We start from the raw sequence: 18,110 nt of genomic DNA, 5'->3' as shown, positions 1-18,110 counted from the left end.
GTCCGGGGCCGGTCACTGCCCGTTACGCTCGAAGGCATGGATCATGACCAGTTCGTCCGAGTGCGGGGCAGCCGGGTGCACAACCTGCGCGCGGTGGACGTGGACGTGCCCAGGGACGCGCTGGTGGCCTTCACCGGCGTCTCCGGCTCGGGCAAGTCGTCGCTGGCGTTCGGCACGCTGTACGCCGAGTCGCAGCACCGCTTCCTCGAATCGGTCGCGCCCTACGCCAGGCGGCTGCTCCAGCAGGCGGGCACCCCCGACGTGGACGAGATCACCGGACTCCCGCCGGCCGTGGCGCTGGAGCAACGCCGCTCGGTGCCCTCGTCCAGGTCGTCGGTGGGCACGGTGACGACGGTCTCCAACTCGCTGCGCATGCTGATGTCCCGCGCCGGCGACTACCCGCCCGGCGCCGAGCACCTCGACTCCGACGCCTTCTCGCCCAACACCGCCGCCGGGGCCTGCCCGCAGTGCCACGGGCAGGGGGTCGTCTACGAGGTGAGCGAGCAGTCCCTGGTCCCGGACCCGTCGCGGTCCATCCGCGAGGGCGCGGTGGCCTCCTGGCCGGGGGCCTGGCAGGGCAAGAACCTGCGTGACATCCTCGGCGTCCTGGGCTACGACCTCGACGTGCCGTGGCGCGACCTGCCCGCCGAGCAGCGCGAGTGGATCCTGTTCACCGACGAGCAGCCGGTCGTCACCGTCCACCCCGAGCGCGAGCCCGGCCGGATCCAGCGCCCCTACCAGGGCACCTACTCCAGCGCCAAGCGCCTGGTCCTGCACGCCTTCGCCGACTCCAGGAGCGAGGCCTCCCGCACCCGCGCCGCCCGCTTCCTCCACGCCGCCACCTGCCCGCTGTGCGGGGGCCGCCGCCTGCGGCCCGAGGCGCTGGCGGTCACCTTCAGCGGGTACGGCATAGCCGACCTGGCCGGCATGCCGCTGAGCGACCTGGGCGAGGTCCTGCGCGCGCACACCGCCGATCCCGGGCCGGCCGGCGTGCTCTCCAAGGACCTGGTGGCCCGCCTCGACATCCTCGTCGAGCTGGGCCTCGGCTACCTGGCGGTCAACCGCACCGCGCCCTCGCTGTCCGGCGGCGAGCTGCAACGCCTGCGCCTGGGCACCCAGCTCCGCTCCGGCCTGTTCGGCGTGGTGTACGTGCTCGACGAGCCGTCCGCCGGGCTGCACCCCGCCGACGCCGAGGCGCTGCGCTCGGTGCTGGAGCGGCTGAAGCTGGCCGGCAACAGCGTCTACCTGGTCGAGCACGACATGGCGGTGGTACGGCACGCCGACTGGATCGTCGACGTCGGCCCCGGCGCCGGGGTGCACGGCGGCCGGGTCCTCTACAGCGGCCCCGTCGGCGGCCTGGCCGGGGTGCCCGAGTCGGTGACGCGCCGCTACCTGTTCGACCGGCCGGAACCGGCGGCCAGGGAGCCGCGGCAGCCGCGCGGCTGGCTCAAGATCCGCGACGCTCGCCGCAACAACCTCCAGGGTCTCGACGTTGACCTGCCGCTCGGCGTGCTGACCGCGATCACCGGCGTCTCCGGCGCGGGCAAGACCACCCTCCTGGACGTGCTGGGCCGGACCGAGGGCGAGCAGCGCCGGGTGGTGCGGGTGGACCAGCAGCCGATCGGCCGCACCCCCCGCTCCAACCTGGCCACCTACACCGGCCTGTTCGACGTGGTGCGCAAGCTCTTCGCCGCCGTCCCGCAGGCCCGCGAGCGCGGCTACGACGCCGGCCGCTTCTCCTTCAACGTGGCCGGCGGCCGGTGCGAGACCTGCAAGGGCGAGGGCTACGTCTCGGTCGAGCTGCTCTTCCTGCCCTCCACGTACGCGCCCTGCCCCGACTGCCACGGCGCCCGCTACAACCCGCGGACCCTGGAGATCCGCTACGAGGGCAGGACCATCGCCGAGGTGCTCGACCTGACCGTGGACGACGCCTCCGCCTTCCTGGCCGGCGTGCCGGCGGCGGCCCGCTCGTTGCGGGCGCTGCGCGAGGTCGGCCTGGGCTACCTGCGGCTCGGCCAGCCCGCCACCGAACTGTCCGGCGGCGAGGCGCAGCGCGTCAAGCTCGCCTCCGAGCTGCAGCGCACCAGCCACGGCAGCACGCTCTACCTGCTCGACGAGCCCACCGGCGGCCTGCACCCCTACGACGTCGAGGTGCTCATGCGCCAGCTCGAAGCGCTGGTCGAGGCGGGCAACACCGTGGTCGTCGCCGAGCACGACCTGGACGTGGTGGCCGCCGCCGACCACGTCATCGACCTCGGGCCGGGCGGTGGCGGCGCGGGCGGCCGCCTGGTCGCGCAGGGCAGCCCGGCCGACATCGCCGCCGCCCCGGCCAGCCGCACCGGCCATTACCTGCGCGAGCGATGACTTCCGCCGCCCGGCGCGGTCTGCCCCGGCGACAGAGCTTTCCTGGAAGGGACCGCCATGAACGACGACCAGCAGATCCGCGACCTGATCGAGCGGTGGATCGCCGCCGTGGACGCCGGTGAGCTGTCCGGCCTGCTCGCCCACCGCACGGACGACGTGGTGATGTTCGACGTGCCGCCGCCCGCCGAGGGCTTCCGCGGCCTGGAGGCCTACCGGGCGGCGTGGGAGCCGTTCACGATCTGGCAGCGCGTCGGCGGTGGCCGCTTCGAGCTGGTCACCCTGGAGGTCACCGCGGGCACGGACGTGGCCTTCGCGCACGCGCTGCTGCGCTGCGGCACCACCGAGGAGCTCGCCGCGAACCCGGCCAACCTGCTGCGGATCACCTTCGGGCTGCGCCGGGAGCGGGGCCGAGAGGAGGGCCGGGAGGAGGGGCAGTGGCGGGTCGCGCACGAGCACCACTCCTTCCCCGACTTCACCGCCGTGGAGGGGTAGCCAGCACGGCGTCGCGCACCTGCCGCAGCCGAGGCAGCGCCCCGGCCACCTCGGCGGCCCTGTCCCGCATGGCCTCCGGGGCGGCGACGCCCAGGTCGCCGAGGAGGTCGCGCAGGGCTTCCGTGCCGTGGGGATCGAAGGTCGCGCAGCGGGCGAGCGTCACCAGGATCCACCACACCGCCTCCCGGTGCAGTCCCTGTTCGATGAGCTCGCGGGTCCCGTCGATCGACACCGGCCGCGCCTCCGGGGTCAGGTCGCTCCCGTACGGCTTCGCCACGTCGTACGGCACGCGGTCGTAGACCGAGGCCAGCCGGTCGAGGTGCTCGCCCACCCGGACCGCGCCCAGCCCGGCGCACCCCAGCCACCCCAGCACCTCCTCGTGGAAGGCCCCTTGGCCGTGCGCGAGCAGCACCTCCCGGGACGCCACGTACCGCTTGCGCACGGTCGGGTTGGCCCGCGCCGCGGTCAGCACCACCAGCGTGGGCAGGCTCACCGGAAACGCCCAGGCCAGCACCCGCTCCGCCAGCGGCACCCCCTCGTCCGGCCGGGCCACCGCCACCCTCCGTCGCTCTCCGGCCGGTCCCGCGACCCCTGCTTCCCCGGCCGGTCCCTCGACCCCCGCTTCCCCGGCCGGTCCCGCTATCCGGTCCTCCAGGGCCGCGCACCTGGCCAGCACCCACTCCGGCGCCCCGAACCGGGCCGCCACCTCCGCCTGCACCCGGCCCAGCCGCCCCCCGGAGTCGGCCAGCAGCACCCCTCTGCTCAACGCCGGCGCGAGCGCGGGCGAGCCCAGGACCGCCTCCGCGGAGCCCATCGGCGCGAAGCTGACATCGAGCAGCACCCCGTCATACCGGAACTTGCCGAGTTTGGGCCGCTCACCGTCCACCACGACGATCACGTCCGCATCGGAGGCGGGCGGCAACTCGGCCGTCTCCGGCAGCCACGCCGCCGACCCGCTGACGTAGGCGCCCACCCATCCGTCAGCGCGATGGTCCGCCACCCACCGGGCCGCGACCGCCCGAGCCTCACCGACCTTCACACAGAAGAAGATCCCCGACCCGAGCCCAAAAGAAAAATCCCAGGCCCGGAAGGACCTGGGATCAAGAACTGGTGGACGATACTGGGATTGAACCAGTGACCTCTTCCGTGTCAGGGAAGCGCTCTCCCGCTGAGCTAATCGTCCAGCACGTCATTCGGAGATCAGAGATCTCGACCGACGCAGAGCGGAAGACGGGATTCGAACCCGCGACCCTCACCTTGGCAAGGTGATGCTCTACCCCTGAGCCACTTCCGCATGATGCTCGCACTACTGTAGCGGATCCTCGCGGTTCCGCGACCTGCACCGAGGTGGAGACGGGATTTGAACCCGTGTGGACGGCTTTGCAGGCCGCTGCCTCGCCTCTCGGCCACTCCACCAGGAGTTGGTACACACTCCGAGCGGAAGACGGGATTCGAACCCGCGACCCTCACCTTGGCAAGGTGATGCTCTACCCCTGAGCCACTTCCGCGTGCGGTCCGCTTTCACGGCCACGAGGAAACCTTATCGTCTCTCGGGAGTGCGTGTGCGCATCGAGCGGGCCTCGCGGCGAAACCCGTACCAAATGTCCGAAATCTAGCGGACGACGCGGACGTCTTTCGCCTTCACGAAGACCACGCGGTGGCCGAGCTGGATCTGGTGGTAGCGGGTGCGCCCGCGCACCAGGACGTGCCGGGCGGGGTTGAAGGAGCCGGCGGCGAAGTAGCTGCCGGGCACGGTGAGGCCCAGCGAGTAGGCCTGGCCCGTGCGCAGCACGTACGGCAGCGCGATGTGCCGCTGGTAGCCGACCCCCGAGGGGAAGGCCGACCTCTCCGGGTAGGCCCTGCCGTACACCGGGACGCGGTCGCGGCGCGGGACGACCAGAGGCCCGCCGGTCCGGACGGCGGTGGGCTTGGCGGCCGGGTTGTAGAACCACGCCTTCCGGCCGAGGTACCAGATGGCCGTCCAGTCGCCGCGCGTCTCGGCCACCGCGAAGCGCTGCCCGGCCGAGGCCCGCGCGCTGTGGTCGTAGACGCTGTAGGTCGAGGTCGGCCCGCCCTTGCCGATGTCGTCGACGAGCGGGGCGTCGCCGCGCGGCTCGGTGCGCAGCCAGACGGTGGAGTAGCCGCGGGCCGGGCAGGGCTTCTTCTTGGCACAGCCGGTGAAGGTCTGGGCGTGCCGGGGGTAGTCCGGCTTGATCAGCACCGAGCCGCCGCCGGAGGCGGCCTTGAGCGGGCTGCGCAGCAGGGCGAAGTAGCGCTCCCAGTCCCAGAACGGGCCGGGGTCCTCGTGCATGCCGGCCAGGGTCTTGGCGTTGGTGCCCGGCACGTTGTCGTGGCCGAGGATGTGCGCCCGGTCGAGCGGGATGTCGTAGCGGTCGGCCAGGTAGCGCACCAGGCGGGCCGAGGAGCGGTACATCGCCTCGGTGAACCAGGTGGGGCCCTTGGCCAGGTAGGCCTCGTGCTCGATGCCGATGGAGCGGCTGTTGACGTCCCAGTTGCCGGCGTGCCAGGCGATGTCGCGGGTGGCGACGTGCTGGGCGACGTGGCCGTCGCGCGAGCGGATGGAGTAGTGCCAGCTCACGTACTTCGGATCGCCGACCATCGACGGGATGCCCCGGTAGGAGCCCTCGGTGTCGTGGATGACGATGTAGTCGATGCGCCGCTCCCGGCCGCGGACCCGGTCGTGGTTGCCGTAGTTCTTCTTGCCGAAGCGGGCGTAGGCGGCGGGCATCCACTCGCAGGCCAGCGTCGAGGGGCACTCGGTGGGTGCGGCGGCGGCCTCGGTGCGCATCGGCAGCTCCGGCGGGGGCGGCGCCAGCTTCGGGTTGGGCGCCAGCCGTACCGGATGGCCGTCGTCGGTGACGCGCTCGGCGCCGGTGCGCAGCACCTCGAAGACCTCGTCGGCGAAGGCGCGCGAGCCGCCGTAGCGGGCCGCCGCCTCGTACCAGCCCCCGGCGGCGGCGCGGTAGGCGGCCAGGACGGCCGCGCCGCCCCGGATGTTGGCGACCGGGTCCTCACGCAGCCGCTCGGGCGGCAGCCCGGTGAGCCGGGCCGCCTCGGCCAGCGTCGCGCCGGCCACCCCGGCGGGCGCGGGGGCCAGCGGCCGGGCGTCGTCGCCGCGCCGGTCCTCCTGCTCGCCGGCCGGCACCGGCCCGAGCAGGTGCATCGGGCCGTAACCGCCCGAGGCGCTGGGCAGCCCGGCGTTGGCGTCCCAGCGCGATTCCAGGTAGGAGACGGCCAGCAGCAGGCTCGGCGGCACCTCGTAGCGGGCCGCGGCCCGGACGAAGTCGTCCTGCCGTCCGGGGTCGTGAGTGGGGTGGAGGGGAGGGTGGGTGGGGTGGAGGAGAGAACTGACAAGCGCGACGACCAGGACCGACGACACTACTACCCCCGATACACAGACGCTTACAGGGAGTAATGATGCCCGTGATGGGCACGGTTAATGCGGGCTCCGTGGGTCAAATGAGACGAGTGGGTCGTAAGGGAACCTGCAAAGAATCGTGATTCCTGCCCGATTCCGGGCAGGATGTTGGCGTAAAGCGCGCCACGTGGGTACGGTCCTCGACGTGCATCCTTACGAGGACCTCATCGCGCACCTCACCCGGACCAGTCCCCTGGGGCCCGGCGAGGCCGCGCGGGTCGTCGCCGACGTGCTGGCGTACTTCTCCGAACCGGTCGAGGAGTTCGTGCGCCGCCGGCACCGCGAGCTGAAGGCGCGCGGCCTGACCAACGAGGAGATCTTCCCGAGGATCGCCGCCGAACTGCCGGCCCGCCGGGTCTCTGCCCCGGAGCTGTCGCTGCGCCAGCTACGCCGGATCGTCTACGGATAGAGGAGATTGCCGGACATGTGCGGAATCGTCGCGTATGTGGGGCCGAAGGACGCCGCCCCGATCCTGCTCGAAGGCCTCCAGCGCCTGGAGTACCGGGGGTACGACTCGGCGGGCGTCGTCGTCTCGAACCGCGGCCTGAAGGTCCGCAAGGTCAAGGGCCGCGTCGCCGACCTGGCCCAGGTGGTCCCCAACAGCTTCAAGGGCAGGCTGGGCATCGGCCACACCCGCTGGGCCACCCACGGCGTGCCGAGCGACGTCAACGCCCACCCGCACCTGTCCGGCGACGAGCGCATCGCGGTCGTGCACAACGGCATCATCGAGAACGCCAACGAGTTGCGCACCAAGCTCCAGGCCGACGGCGTCGTCTTCGTGTCCGAGACCGACACCGAGGTGCTCGCCCACCTCATCGCCGCCACCGTGGACGAGACCTCCACCCTGCAGGAGGCGGTCCGGATGGCGCTCAAGCGCGTCGTCGGCACCTACGGCATCGCGGTGATCGACGCCCAGCGCCCCGGCGAGATCGTGGTCGCCCGCAACGGCAGCCCCATCGTGCTCGGCATCGGCGAGAAGGAGATGTTCGCCGCCTCCGACGTCGCCGCCCTGGTCCGCTACACCCGCCAGGTGGTGCACCTGGAGGACGGCGAGCTGGCCGTGATCAAGGCCGACGGCTTCCACACCTTCGCCGGCGACACCTCCGCGGGCGACATGGTGGAGACCGCCAAGGAGCCGCTGACCGTCGACTGGGACGCCGGCCACTACGACACCGGCGGTTACGAGCACTACCTGCTCAAGGAGATCTCCGAGCAGCCCGAGACGGTCGCCCGCACCCTGTCCGGCCGCATCGACGAGCGCTTCCACGTCTCCCACCTGGGCGGGCTCAACATGGACCCGCGCGAGACCCGCTCCTTCCGCCGGGTGAAGATCATCGGCTGCGGCAGCGCCTACTACTCCGGCCAGATCGGCGCCCAGCTCATCGAGGAGCTCGCCCGCATCCCGGCCGACGCCGAGCCCGCCTCGGAGTTCCGCTACCGCAACCCGGTCGTCGACCCCGACACCCTCTACATCGCGATCAGCCAGTCGGGCGAGACCTACGACACGCTGGCCGCCGTCCAGGAGCTCAAGCGCAAGGGCGGGCGCGTCATCGGCATCGTCAACGCGGTCGGCAGCGCCATCGCCCGGGAGGTCGACGGCGGCGTCTACCTGCACGCCGGGCCCGAGGTCTCGGTCGCCTCCACCAAGGCCTTCATCTCGACGGCCGCCGCCTTCGCGCTGATCGCGCTGCACTTCGGCCGGGTGCACGACCTGTCGCCCGCCGACGGCCGCCGCATCTGCGCCGGCCTGCGCAAGCTGCCCGAGCAGATCGAGGAGATCCTCAAGCAGGGCGAGCGCATCGCCGCCCTCGCCCAGAAGTACGCCGGCCACCCGTCGATCATGTTCGTCGGGCGGGTGCGCGGCTACCCGGTCGCCCGCGAGGGCGCGCAGAAGCTCAAGGAGATCTCCTACATCCACGCCGAGGCCTACCCGGCCAGCGAGCTCAAGCACGGCCCGCTCGCGCTGATCGGCCCCGAGCTGCCCACCGTCGCGATCGTCCCCGACGACGAGCTGCTGGACAAGAACCTCACCACCCTGGGCGAGATCCGCGCCCGGGGCGGCAAGGTGCTCATGGTCGGCCACCGCGAGCCCGACGCCGGCCTGGCCGACGACGTCATCGTGGTGCCCAAGAACGAGATCGAGCTCGACCCGATCCTGCTCACCATCCCGCTGCAGTTGCTGGCCTACCACGCGGCCGTCGCCCTGGAGCGGGACGTGGACAAGCCGCGCAACCTGGCCAAGAGCGTGACCGTCGAGTAAGGCGAGCCAAGGGGTACGGCGGAGCCGTACCCCTCAGGGCAGCGGGTTCCAGGCCAGCGTGCTGTCCAGGCGGAAGTGGTCGCTGAGCATCCCGGTCTCGCCGGGGGCGCGCTGCTGGAGCGTGACCGTGGTGGCCGGGGAGTGCCAGTACTCCCGCTGGTAGAGCACGTGGTCGAGCTTGACCCGCTGGTACCCGGCGTCGCAGGCCGTGCTCGCCGTCGGCGGGGTGGCGTAGGTGACGCTGGACACCCGGCAGAAGGTCGGCTCGTCGGCCGGCGCCCCCGCCTCGGCGAAGTGGAACTTCAGCGGCGTCGTGCCGGCCGGCTGGTAGTCGGCGAAGCCGAAGTAGGGGCGCCAGGCCTGCACCTGCGCGGCCCGGTTCTTGATCGCGTCGTAGGAGGTGAAGGCGGGCTCGTCGGGCCGGTTGTTCATGTCGCCGGTCAGGATCAGCGGGGCGTAGCGCCCGTTGGCGTCGGCGACCATGAGGTTCTCCTCGACGCGGGCGCGGATGACGCTGGCCTGGCAGTGCCGGAGGTCCTCGCCGGCGAAGGCGGCCGACTTGGGCAGGCAGAACGAGACCCAGCCGCCGGCCATGGTGGGGGTGTCGACCACGCCCCCGACCGGGTCGAGGTGCGTGGTGCAGACCTGCGAGTGCTGCAGCCGCAGCGGCCCGGTCTCGACCGGCAGCCAGGTGCGCACGCAGTACAGCTTGTAGAGCGCGCCGTCGGCGCGGGTCCTGCTGGGCAGGTCCCAGGTGGTGCCGGTGTGGGCGTCGTGGCGGGTCAGGATGGCCGAGCCGATCGACAGGCGGCAGGTCCCGGCGGCGTAGCACGGCTCGTCGACGCCGTGGGGTCCCAGGCAGCGGGTGTAGCGAGTGCTGTCGGCCTCGGCGACGTAGCCCCAGCCCTTGACCTGCCAGCCGTTGCCGTCCAGCGGCTTGAGCGCGTCCCGCAGCTCGATGTACTGGTCGTAGCAGATCTCGTTGAGGGTGATCACGTCGGGGCGCTGGGCGCGGGCGGTGGCCGCGACGGCCCTGACCGGGGTGTCGCCCCCGGCCCACCACTCGCCGCCGGCGATGTTGAGGTGCATGATCTTCGGGGTGGCCGGCGTCGCCGCGGCGGCGGGCGCGGGAGCCAGGGCCAGGGCGAGCGGGAGCAGGCATAACGCCAGGAGGAGTCGGCGCACGGGGGGATCCTTCGCTGCGGGCAGACTTTCGAGGGTTTCCCTCGTAAGTATGCGCCCGCTGCCCAGATAGTCAACGGGTGCGATCCAGCCGCGAGCCCAGCGGGTCCGCCTCGGTGAGCAGGAGCTCGTTGATGTGGTCGATGGCGATGCAGGCCGCGCCCAGCACCACGCAGTTCTCGCCCAGCGCCGAGGACCGCACCTCCGGCATGCGCAGCACCAGCGGCGCGAGCGCCCGGCGCAGCGGCTCCAGCAGCACGTCACCCGAGCGGGAGAAGCCGCCGCCCAGCACGACGACCTCCGGATCGAGGGTGAGCACCAGCGCGGCCGTGCCCACCGCGAGGTCGGCCGCGAACCGCTCCACCGCGGCGGCCGCCTCCCGGTCGCCCTCCCGCGCGGCGGCGAACACCAGCCCGGCCACCTGCTCCTCCGGCGCCCCGGCGAAGCGCGGCACGCTCTCCAGGTGCCGGCCCATGTCCATCCAGCGGACCGCCGGCAGCAGGCCGACCTCGCCCGCCGCGCCGCCGAAGCCCTGCAGCAGCCGCCCCTCGATGATCGAGGCGGCGCCGGGCCTGCGGCCCACGTGCAGGTAGACCAGGTCGGCCACGTCCTGCGCCACCCCGAGCCGCTGCTCGGCCAGCGCGGCCGCCCGGCTGTCGTTGGCGACGCGCACCGGGGCGTCGAAGGAGGCGGCGAAATGGCTCACCAGGTCCACGCCCGCCCAGTCGGGGATCGAGTGCACCCGGGCCACCCGGCCGGAACGGTCCACCACGCCGACCGTGCCGGCCGCCACCGCCCAGATGTCGTCCTGGCCCAGGCCCGCCATGCTCAGGCAGGCCGCCACCGCCCGGTCGGCCGCCTCCAGCCGCTCGCCGCGCGGCAGGTCGGCGCTCACCGCCGTGCGCGCGCTGGCGACCATCGCGCCGTCGAGGTCGGTGATGGTGGCCAGCACCTTGTGCACGCCGATGTCGAGCCCCACCACGTGGCCGGCGTTCGACCTGAACCGGTAGCGGCGGGCCGGCCGGCCCATCGCCCCCTGCACCGGCGGCACCTCCTCGACCCAGCCGCGCTCCTCCAGCTCCGTGACCACTTCCACGGTGGAGGCGCGGGACAGCCCGGTCCGCCTGGACAGCTCGGCCAGGGTCAGCGGGACGTCGCCGCGCAGGGCGCCCAGGCAGGCCAGGGAGTTGAGCCGGCGAAGCCGTTGCAGGTCGCCGCCGCCGACATCCATTCGTCCCCCTCGTGGCCGGGTCGTGGCTCTACTAATGATGGTATCCATTGTTAGTGATGGCTTGCTCGGGTGGCGAAGACACAAAGAGATCTTCGTTTCCGGGGGTGGCCGACGTTACAGGCCCCGGCGCGGCGGGAGCTGTCTAGGGTGGGGTCATGATCGCGCCCCGACCGGTCACCGGCCTGTTGCTCGCGCTCGGCTTACTCGCGGGGTGCGCCCCCGCCACCCCCGCGACCGCCCCACTCGCAGGCCCGCGCACAGGCCCGCGCACAGGCCCCCCGGGCACGGAAGCCGCCACCCCCGCGCCCGCCGCGAGCCGGACGGCCGAGCCCCCGCGGCGTCCGGTCCTGGACCGGGGGCACGACTACGACGGCGACGGGTACCCGGACCTGGCCATCGGCGCCCCCGGCAGGAAGGCGGAGTCCGGCGACGCGGGCACGCCGGGCGCGGTCGCGATCCTCTGGGGCACCGCCGCCGGCCTCGCCCTCCCCGGCGGGGACCGGGCGCCCACGGTGCTACGGAGTCCGGCGGGAGGCCGGGGCGACGGGTTCGGGTCCGCGCTGGCGGCGGGCGACTTCGACGGTGACGGCACCAGCGACCTGGCTGTGGGCACCCCGAAACACGGGCCGGGCCGGGGTGGGGTGACCCTCCTGTTCGGCGGCCCCAAGCCGTTCGCCAGGACCCGCGAGGTCCGCCTGCCCGCGCAGCGGCTGGCCGCCGGGGACTTCGACGGCGACGGCCGGGACGACCTGGCCATCGCCGGGCACGCCACCGTGCACGTGCTCATCGACGGCCGCCTCGGCCTGGTCAAGAAGACCGCGAGCGCCGGCCCGATCGCCGCGGGGGACGTCACCGGCGACGGCCGGGCGGACCTGGCGGTGGTCTACTCCGACGACGACCCCGCCGACGAGGGCACGGGCGTGGTCTATCCGGGCACCGCGCAGGGCCTCGGCAAGCCGCCGCCCGGCCGCGGCTTCGACGGCTGGGGCGTGTCCGGGCTCGACATCGGCGACCTGGACGGCGACGGCCACGGCGACGTCGTCGCCGGCAACGGCTGGGCCGACGCGAGCGACCCGGGCGGCCAGATCACCGTCCTGCCCGGTTCACCCGAGGGCCTCGGCCGGCCGGTCCTGTGGTCCCAGGCCTCACCCGGCGTGCCGGGCGAGTCGGTCGACGGCGACGGTTTCGGGACGCTCCTGTCGGTCGGCGACGCCAACGGCGACGGCTACGCCGACGTGCTCGCAGGCGCCCCCGCCAAGGACCTCGAAGGCGCGGTGTTCCTGCTGTACGGCGGGCCGGACGGGGTGAGCGGCGCCGGCGCCCGGATGCTGCTCCCGCCCAGGTCCCCGGGCGGCGGCACGGTCCGGGCCTTCGGGTTCCCGCCCGCGCTGCGGCAGCTCGACCGGGACCCGGAGGCCGAGATCCTGGTGACCGCCTTCGGCTCCCACGAGGTGACCGTTCTGGACGGCGGCTCGGAGGTCACCTTCGGCGCGGAACAGGTGCCGATCCGGACCGGAGACGCCCGCTTCGGCGTGGTGATCGAGTAGTCCGCTATGCCTTCCATGTGTAACACGCTGTGATCTGTCAATAACTTCAGGTATTGGGGGATAGGTCGCTGGGGGTGGGGTGCGATGCGCCGTCGGCAGTTCTTCGCGCTCGGGCTGGGCATGGCCGCGAGCCTGGCGGGGTGCGCCACGGCCACGCAACCGGCCCACGGACCGGGCCGCCTGACGGTCGTCCCGGCGGGTGAGTCGCTGAGCCGGATCGCCCAGGCGTACGGCCGGGCGCTGAGCCGGCGCGGCCACGCGGTCACCGGCCTGGCCGGCTCGACCGCCGCCGACATCGGGGCGTCCGGGGCGACGGTCACGCGGATCACCGTCACCAGCCTGCCCCGGCTGGCCGCCGCCGAGATCAACGGCGCGCCCCCGATCCTGGAGGTCGCCACCCCGCTGGCCCGCCTGGCCGGGGAGCCGGTGGCCGTGGTGATCCCGGCCAACTCCCGCTTCGCCGACTTCGACGCCCTCGCCGCCCAGCTCGTGGCCGACCCGGCGCGCACCTACCTGGCCGGCGGGCCGCAGGGCGAGACCGGGCACGTGCTGTTCGGGCTGATCGCCCAGGGCCTCGGCGCCGACACCCGGCTGGTCGACTACGCCGGCTACACCGGTGAGAGCGAGGCGGCCGCCTCGCTGATGGCCGGGCACGCCTGCGCCGCCGCCGGCACGCTGGCCGCCTGGCGTCCCCGGATCGACCGGGGCCGGGTGAAGGTCATCGCGGTCTCCACCGACGAGCGGGTGCCGGGCATCGACGCCCCCACGCTCAAGGAGTGCGGGGTCCGGGTGGACTTCGCCGAATGGTGCGCCGCCTTCGGCCCGCGCAAGCTCGCCGGCCGTACCCGCGAGGCCATGGCCGCCGCCTGCGACGAGGCCGCCTACTCCGACGACTGGCTGGAGGCCTGCCGCAGCGGCGGGTGGACGCCGATGCCGCTCAGCGGCGACGACTTCACCGTGTGGCTCACCTCGGAGCTCGACCGCACCCGCAAGGTGTTGCGCGACCTCGGCCTGCTCGACACGCGCGGCACAACATACCGGGGCTAGTTGCGGCGACCGCCACTAGATGTAGGATCCTGGTCGTCGCTGGTTCGCCCCCGCCGGGGCGGAGCAAAAGGGAATCCGGTGCGAATCCGGAACTGCCCCGCAGCGGTGAGCGGGAACGACCGCCGTCATTGAGCACTGGGCTTGCCAGGCCCGGGAAGCGACGGCCAGTAGGCGATCTTTTCATGCCCGCGAGTCCGAAGACCTGCCGGTGACTTTGTCCTTTCTGGGCCTCGAGGGAGGGTCCGGGAGTCTCGCGCTGCCCGCGCGTGCTCTCGCCTGCCCTCCGTGGGGGAAGAGCTCGCGAGGAGAGAGCGTGACACAGATCGTCGAGAAAGACCGCAGGCTCGCCATCGAGGAGGCGGCGGCCCGCGTGATCGCGGACCCGGCCAACTCCCGGGTGGCCGCGCGCCTGCTGGCCGAGGAGATCGCCGAGGAGGCCGCCTCGCACGGGGTGCGCACCTTCTCCGACTCCATCGCCGCCACCCACGCCGAGGGGCTGATCCAGGACGGCCTGGCCGCCTTCGTCGCCGCCCACCGCGCCGAGCTGGACGCGCTGGTCGACGAGGACGGCGACGAGCGGTTCGAGTACTTCGGCCTGCGCACCGTCTACGACCGCTACCTGCTGCGCCACCCAAGCACCCGCGCGGTGCTGGAGCGCCCGCAGCACTTCTTCCTGCGGGTGGCCTGCGGCCTGGCCGAGAGCGTCGCCGAGGCGGCCGAGCTGTACGCGCTGATGACGACGCTGTCCTACCTGCCCTCCTCGCCCACGCTGTTCAACTCCGGCGCCCGCCGCCCGCAGCTCTCCTCGTGCTTCCTGCTCGACTCGCCGCGCGACGAGCTGGAGAGCATCTACGACCGCTACGGCCAGGTCGCGCGGCTGTCGAAGTACGCCGGGGGCATCGGCATCGCGTGGAGCCGGGTCCGCTCGCGCGGGTCGCTCATCCGCGGCACCAACGGCCACTCCAACGGCATCGTGCCGTGGCTGCGCACCCTCGACTCCAGCGTCGCCGCGGTCAACCAGGGCGGCCGCCGCAAGGGCGCGGCCTGCGTCTACCTGGAGACCTGGCACGCCGACATCGAGGAGTTCCTGGAGCTGCGCGACAACACCGGCGAGGAGGCCCGCCGTACGCACAACCTCAACCTGGCCAACTGGGTGCCGGACGAGTTCATGCGCCGCGTCGAGGCCGACGCCGACTGGTCGCTGTTCGACCCCAAGACCGTGCCCCACCTCACCGACCTGTACGGCGAGGCCTTCGACGAGGCCTACCGCACCGCCGAGCGCGAGGGCCTGGCCACCCGCACCATCCCGGCCCGCACCCTGTACGGCCGGATGATGCGCACCCTCGCCCAGACCGGCAACGGCTGGATGACCTTCAAGGACGCCAGCAACCGCACCTCCAACCAGACCGCCCGGCCCGGCAACGTCATCCACCTGTCCAACCTCTGCACCGAGATCCTGGAGGTCACCAGCGACGGGGAGACCGCCGTCTGCAACCTCGGCTCGGTCAACCTGGCCGCCCACCTGAGCGGCGCCGAGGTCGACTTCACGAAGCTGCGCCGGACCGTCCGGACCGCCGTGCGCTTCCTCGACCGCACCATCGACCTGGGCTTCTACCCGACGCCCGAGGCGGAGGCGGCCAACAGGAAGTGGCGGCCGATCGGGCTCGGCGTGATGGGCCTGGCCGACGTCTTCTTCGCGCTGCGGCTGCCGTTCGACTCGCCCGAGGCGCTCGCGCTCTCCACGAGGATCGCCGAGGAGATCGCCTTCGCCGCCTACGACACCTCCGCCGACCTGGCCGTCGAGCGGGGCGTCCACCCCGCCTACGACCAGACCCGTGCGTACGACGGGGTGCTGCACCCCGACCACTTCGGCGTCCCCGTGCCCGGGGAACTGCGCGCGAAGATCGCCGCGAACGGGCTGCGCAACTCGCTGATGATCGCCATCGCGCCCACCGCGACGATCGCCTCGATCGCCGGCTGCTACGAGTGCATCGAGCCGCAGGTGTCCAACATCTTCAAGCGCGAGACGCTGTCGGGCGAGTTCCTGCAGGTCAACCGCTACCTCGTGGCCGACCTCCAGGCCCGGGGGCTCTGGACGCAGCAGCTCCGCGACGCGATCAAGCGGGCCGACGGCTCGATCCAGGACATCCCCGGCATCCCCGACGACCTCAAGGTGCTCTACCGCACCGCCTGGGAGCTGCCGCAGAAGGCGCTCATCGACCTGGCGGCGGCCCGCCTGCCGTACATCGACCAGAGCCAGTCCCTCAACCTCTTCCTCGCCACCCCGACCATCGGCAAGCTCTCCTCGATGTACGCCTACGCCTGGAAGCAGGGCCTCAAGACCACCTACTACCTGCGCTCGCGACCGGCCACCCGGATCGCGCAGACGACCGTGACCCCCACCGCCCAGGAAGCCGTGGCCTGCTCCCTGGAGAACCCCGAGTACTGCGAGGCGTGCCAGTGATGTTGCTCGACCCCGGCATGGACCTGACCCTGCGCCCGATGCGCTACCCCGACTTCTACGAGCGCTACCGGGCCGCCATCCGCAACACGTGGACCGTCGAGGAGGTGGACCTGCACACCGACCTGGCCGACCTGCCCAGGATGAGCGCCCAGGAGCGGCACCTGATCAACCGGCTGGTCGCCTTCTTCGCCACCGGCGACTCCATCGTCGCCAACAACCTCGTGCTCAACCTCTACCAGCACGTCAACGCCCCCGAAGCGCGGCTGTACCTCAGCCGGCAGCTCTTCGAGGAAGCCGTGCACGTGCAGTTCTACCTGACGCTCCTGGACACCTACCTGCCCGACCCCGACGAGCGGGTCAAGGCGTTCGCCGCGGTGGACAACATCCCCTCCATCCGCGACAAGGCCGAGTTCTGCTTCAAGTGGATCGACTCGCTCGGCGGCCTGGACCGGCTGGAGAGCGCCGCCGACCGGCGGGCGTTCCTGCTCAACCTGATCTGCTTCGCCGCCTGCATCGAGGGGCTGTTCTTCTACGGCGCCTTCGCCTACGTCTACTGGTTCCGCTCCCGCGGCCTGCTCCAGGGGCTGGCCACCGGGACCAACTGGGTCTTCCGCGACGAGTCCATGCACATGGAGTTCGCCTTCAGCGTGGTCGACACCGTGCGCGCCGAGGAGCCCGAACTCTTCGACGACAAGCTGGAGTCGCAGGTCGTGGAGATGCTGGAGGAGGCGGTCGCCGCCGAACTCGCCTTCGCCGGCGACCTGTGCGGCGAGGGCATGCCGGGCATGAGCGCCGGGCAGATGCGGCAGTACCTGGAGTACGTCGCCGACCAGCGGCTCGCCCGGCTCGGCTTCAAGCCGCGGTACGGCACGGCGAACCCGTTCGGGTTCATGGAGCTGCAGGACGTGCAGGAGCTGGCCAACTTCTTCGAACGCCGGGTCTCGGCCTACCAGGTCGCGGTCGAGGGGAACGTGACCTTCGACGAGGCTTTCTGAGAGATTAGGGGCATGAGCGCCTCGTCGAATTGGCTCGTCCTCATCGTCTCCGTCGTGGGGGCTGTGATCATCGTCGAACTGATCCGACGGGCGCTCATGAAGGCCACCCGCCGCTGGCCGGGGGCCGAACCGTTCCTGCGCCGCTGTGTGTGGCCGGGCTTCGCGGTGGCCGCGCTGGTGGCCTTCAACACGGTCTACTTTCCGGCCATGTTCGGCTACGGCCCGGAGGAGCGCGAGGTCGGCGACACCGTCGACCGCGTGCTCGGGCTGCTGACCATCGTGGCGGTCACGTGGCTGGTGATCCAGGCCGCCTACGCGGTGACCGACGTGGTGCTCGTGCGGCTCGAACAGATCAACGGCGACAGCGTCACCAGTGCCGCCGACCGGCGGGCGCGGCGGATTCGGACGCAGATCGCGCTGGTCCGCCGGGTCGCCGCGGCCGTGATCGTGGTGATCGCGCTCGGCGCGATCCTGTTCTCCTTCCCCCAGGTGCGCGCGCTCGGCACCGGTCTGCTCGCCTCGGCCGGCATCGCGGGCGCGATCGTCGGCATCGCCGCCCAGTCCACCATCGGCAACCTGCTGGCCGGCCTGCAGCTCGCCTTCAGCGACGCGTTGCGCCTGGACGACGTGGTGGTGGTGAACAACGAGTGGGGCCGCATCGAGGAGCTGACCCTGACCTACGTCGTGGTCCGATCGTGGGACGAGCGGCGGCTGGTGTTCCCGGTCTCCTACTTCACCCAGAACCCGTTCGAGAACTGGACCCGGCACGGCAGCCGCGTCATCGGCCACGTCTACCTGCGGGTGGACTGGTCGGTCCCGGTCAAGGAACTGCGCGAGGAACTGCACCGCTTCATCCAGGACCACCCGCTGTGGGATCAGACGGACTGGACGCTGCAGGTCACCGACATCCTGCCCAACGGCCTGGTCGAGCTGCGGGCGCTGATGAGCGCCGCGGACTCGGCCTCGGTCTGGGACCTCAAGGCCGACGCCCGCGAGCACCTCGTCGACTTCGTCCGCCGGAGCTACCCGGAGGCGCTGCCGCGCTTCCGGGTCGAGATGGACCCGCCCGCCCGCGCGGGAGGAGCCTGA

At 72.4% G+C, this 18,110-nt stretch carries 13 protein-coding genes, 4 tRNA genes and 1 riboswitch; of the genes, 9 read left to right on the top strand and 8 right to left on the bottom strand.

Annotated features, from left to right (window positions below):
• Window positions 1–36 precede the first annotated feature (36 nt).
• Together ACIBG7_RS20795 and ACIBG7_RS20790 are read left to right on the top strand one after the other, a co-directional pair.
• Window positions 37–2,364 (top strand): ATP-binding cassette domain-containing protein, encoded by a 2,328-nt coding sequence (locus tag ACIBG7_RS20795; RefSeq protein ID WP_397337268.1) that lies wholly within the window; start codon window positions 37–39, stop codon window positions 2,362–2,364.
• Between the two features lie 57 nt (window positions 2,365–2,421).
• The gene (locus ACIBG7_RS20790; RefSeq protein WP_397337267.1) at window positions 2,422–2,856 is read left to right on the top strand and encodes a YybH family protein; all 435 of its coding nucleotides are present in this window, start codon (window positions 2,422–2,424) and stop codon (window positions 2,854–2,856) included.
• Here the strand turns inward: ACIBG7_RS20790 and ACIBG7_RS20785 are convergent.
• The 6 genes from ACIBG7_RS20785 to ACIBG7_RS20760 form a co-directional block, all read right to left on the bottom strand.
• On the bottom strand, window positions 2,837–3,895 hold the full coding sequence (locus tag ACIBG7_RS20785; RefSeq protein WP_397337266.1) for a hypothetical protein: 1,059 nt from the start codon (window positions 3,893–3,895) through the stop codon (window positions 2,837–2,839). The genes ACIBG7_RS20790 and ACIBG7_RS20785 overlap by 20 nt on opposite strands.
• Window positions 3,896–3,964: 69 nt before the next feature.
• Window positions 3,965–4,039 (bottom strand) — tRNA-Val (locus ACIBG7_RS20780).
• A gap of 39 nt (window positions 4,040–4,078) precedes the next feature.
• Window positions 4,079–4,150: transfer RNA gene (locus ACIBG7_RS20775), tRNA-Gly, on the bottom strand.
• Window positions 4,151–4,201: 51 nt separating this feature from the next.
• Window positions 4,202–4,272, bottom strand: a tRNA-Cys gene (locus ACIBG7_RS20770).
• Window positions 4,273–4,292: 20 nt separating this feature from the next.
• Window positions 4,293–4,364: transfer RNA gene (locus ACIBG7_RS20765), tRNA-Gly, on the bottom strand.
• A 104-nt stretch (window positions 4,365–4,468) separates the two neighbouring features.
• Entirely contained in the window at window positions 4,469–6,256 is a 1,788-nt protein-coding gene (locus ACIBG7_RS20760; RefSeq protein WP_357928198.1) for an N-acetylmuramoyl-L-alanine amidase, read from the bottom strand.
• Between the two features lie 184 nt (window positions 6,257–6,440).
• Here ACIBG7_RS20760 and ACIBG7_RS20755 point away from each other — a divergent pair, with 184 nt between their 5' ends.
• Together ACIBG7_RS20755 and glmS are read left to right on the top strand one after the other, a co-directional pair.
• Window positions 6,441–6,704 carry a hypothetical protein gene (locus ACIBG7_RS20755; protein ID WP_357928197.1) on the top strand — a complete coding sequence of 88 codons (264 nt, stop codon included), beginning with the start codon at window positions 6,441–6,443 and terminating at the stop codon, window positions 6,702–6,704.
• 15 nt (window positions 6,705–6,719) lie between these two features.
• On the top strand, window positions 6,720–8,555 hold the full coding sequence (gene glmS / locus ACIBG7_RS20750; protein WP_397337265.1) for a glutamine--fructose-6-phosphate transaminase (isomerizing): 1,836 nt from the start codon (window positions 6,720–6,722) through the stop codon (window positions 8,553–8,555).
• Between the two features lie 33 nt (window positions 8,556–8,588).
• Here the strand turns inward: glmS and ACIBG7_RS20745 are convergent, their stop codons facing one another.
• Both ACIBG7_RS20745 and ACIBG7_RS20740 read right to left on the bottom strand, forming a co-directional pair.
• Complete coding sequence (locus ACIBG7_RS20745) at window positions 8,589–9,740, bottom strand: endonuclease/exonuclease/phosphatase family protein (RefSeq protein ID WP_397337264.1); 1,152 nt, start codon at window positions 9,738–9,740, stop codon at window positions 8,589–8,591.
• 70 nt (window positions 9,741–9,810) lie between these two features.
• Window positions 9,811–10,968 (bottom strand): ROK family transcriptional regulator, encoded by a 1,158-nt coding sequence (locus ACIBG7_RS20740; protein ID WP_357928192.1) that lies wholly within the window; start codon window positions 10,966–10,968, stop codon window positions 9,811–9,813.
• Window positions 10,969–11,123: 155 nt separating this feature from the next.
• Here ACIBG7_RS20740 and ACIBG7_RS20735 point away from each other — a divergent pair, with 155 nt between their 5' ends.
• From ACIBG7_RS20735 to ACIBG7_RS20715, 5 genes are all read left to right on the top strand, one after another.
• Window positions 11,124–12,515 (top strand): VCBS repeat-containing protein, encoded by a 1,392-nt coding sequence (locus ACIBG7_RS20735; RefSeq protein WP_397337263.1) that lies wholly within the window; start codon window positions 11,124–11,126, stop codon window positions 12,513–12,515.
• A gap of 84 nt (window positions 12,516–12,599) precedes the next feature.
• Entirely contained in the window at window positions 12,600–13,562 is a 963-nt protein-coding gene (locus ACIBG7_RS20730; RefSeq protein WP_357928188.1) for a tripartite tricarboxylate transporter substrate-binding protein, read from the top strand.
• A gap of 23 nt (window positions 13,563–13,585) precedes the next feature.
• A riboswitch (cobalamin riboswitch) is annotated at window positions 13,586–13,787 on the top strand.
• An 88-nt stretch (window positions 13,788–13,875) separates the two neighbouring features.
• Entirely contained in the window at window positions 13,876–16,026 is a 2,151-nt protein-coding gene (locus tag ACIBG7_RS20725; RefSeq protein ID WP_357928186.1) for a ribonucleoside-diphosphate reductase subunit alpha, read from the top strand.
• On the top strand, window positions 16,026–17,021 hold the full coding sequence (locus tag ACIBG7_RS20720) for a ribonucleotide-diphosphate reductase subunit beta (protein ID WP_357928367.1): 996 nt from the start codon (window positions 16,026–16,028) through the stop codon (window positions 17,019–17,021). Before ACIBG7_RS20725 ends, ACIBG7_RS20720 begins: the two co-directional genes overlap by 1 nt.
• Window positions 17,022–17,033: 12 nt before the next feature.
• Window positions 17,034–18,110, top strand: a complete 1,077-nt coding sequence (locus tag ACIBG7_RS20715; protein ID WP_357928185.1) for a mechanosensitive ion channel domain-containing protein — start codon at window positions 17,034–17,036, stop codon at window positions 18,108–18,110.

Source organism: Nonomuraea sp. NPDC050328 (genome assembly GCF_044459405.1).
Classification (GTDB): domain Bacteria; phylum Actinomycetota; class Actinomycetes; order Streptosporangiales; family Streptosporangiaceae; genus Nonomuraea.
This window is presented reverse-complemented; position numbering and strand designations above follow the sequence as displayed.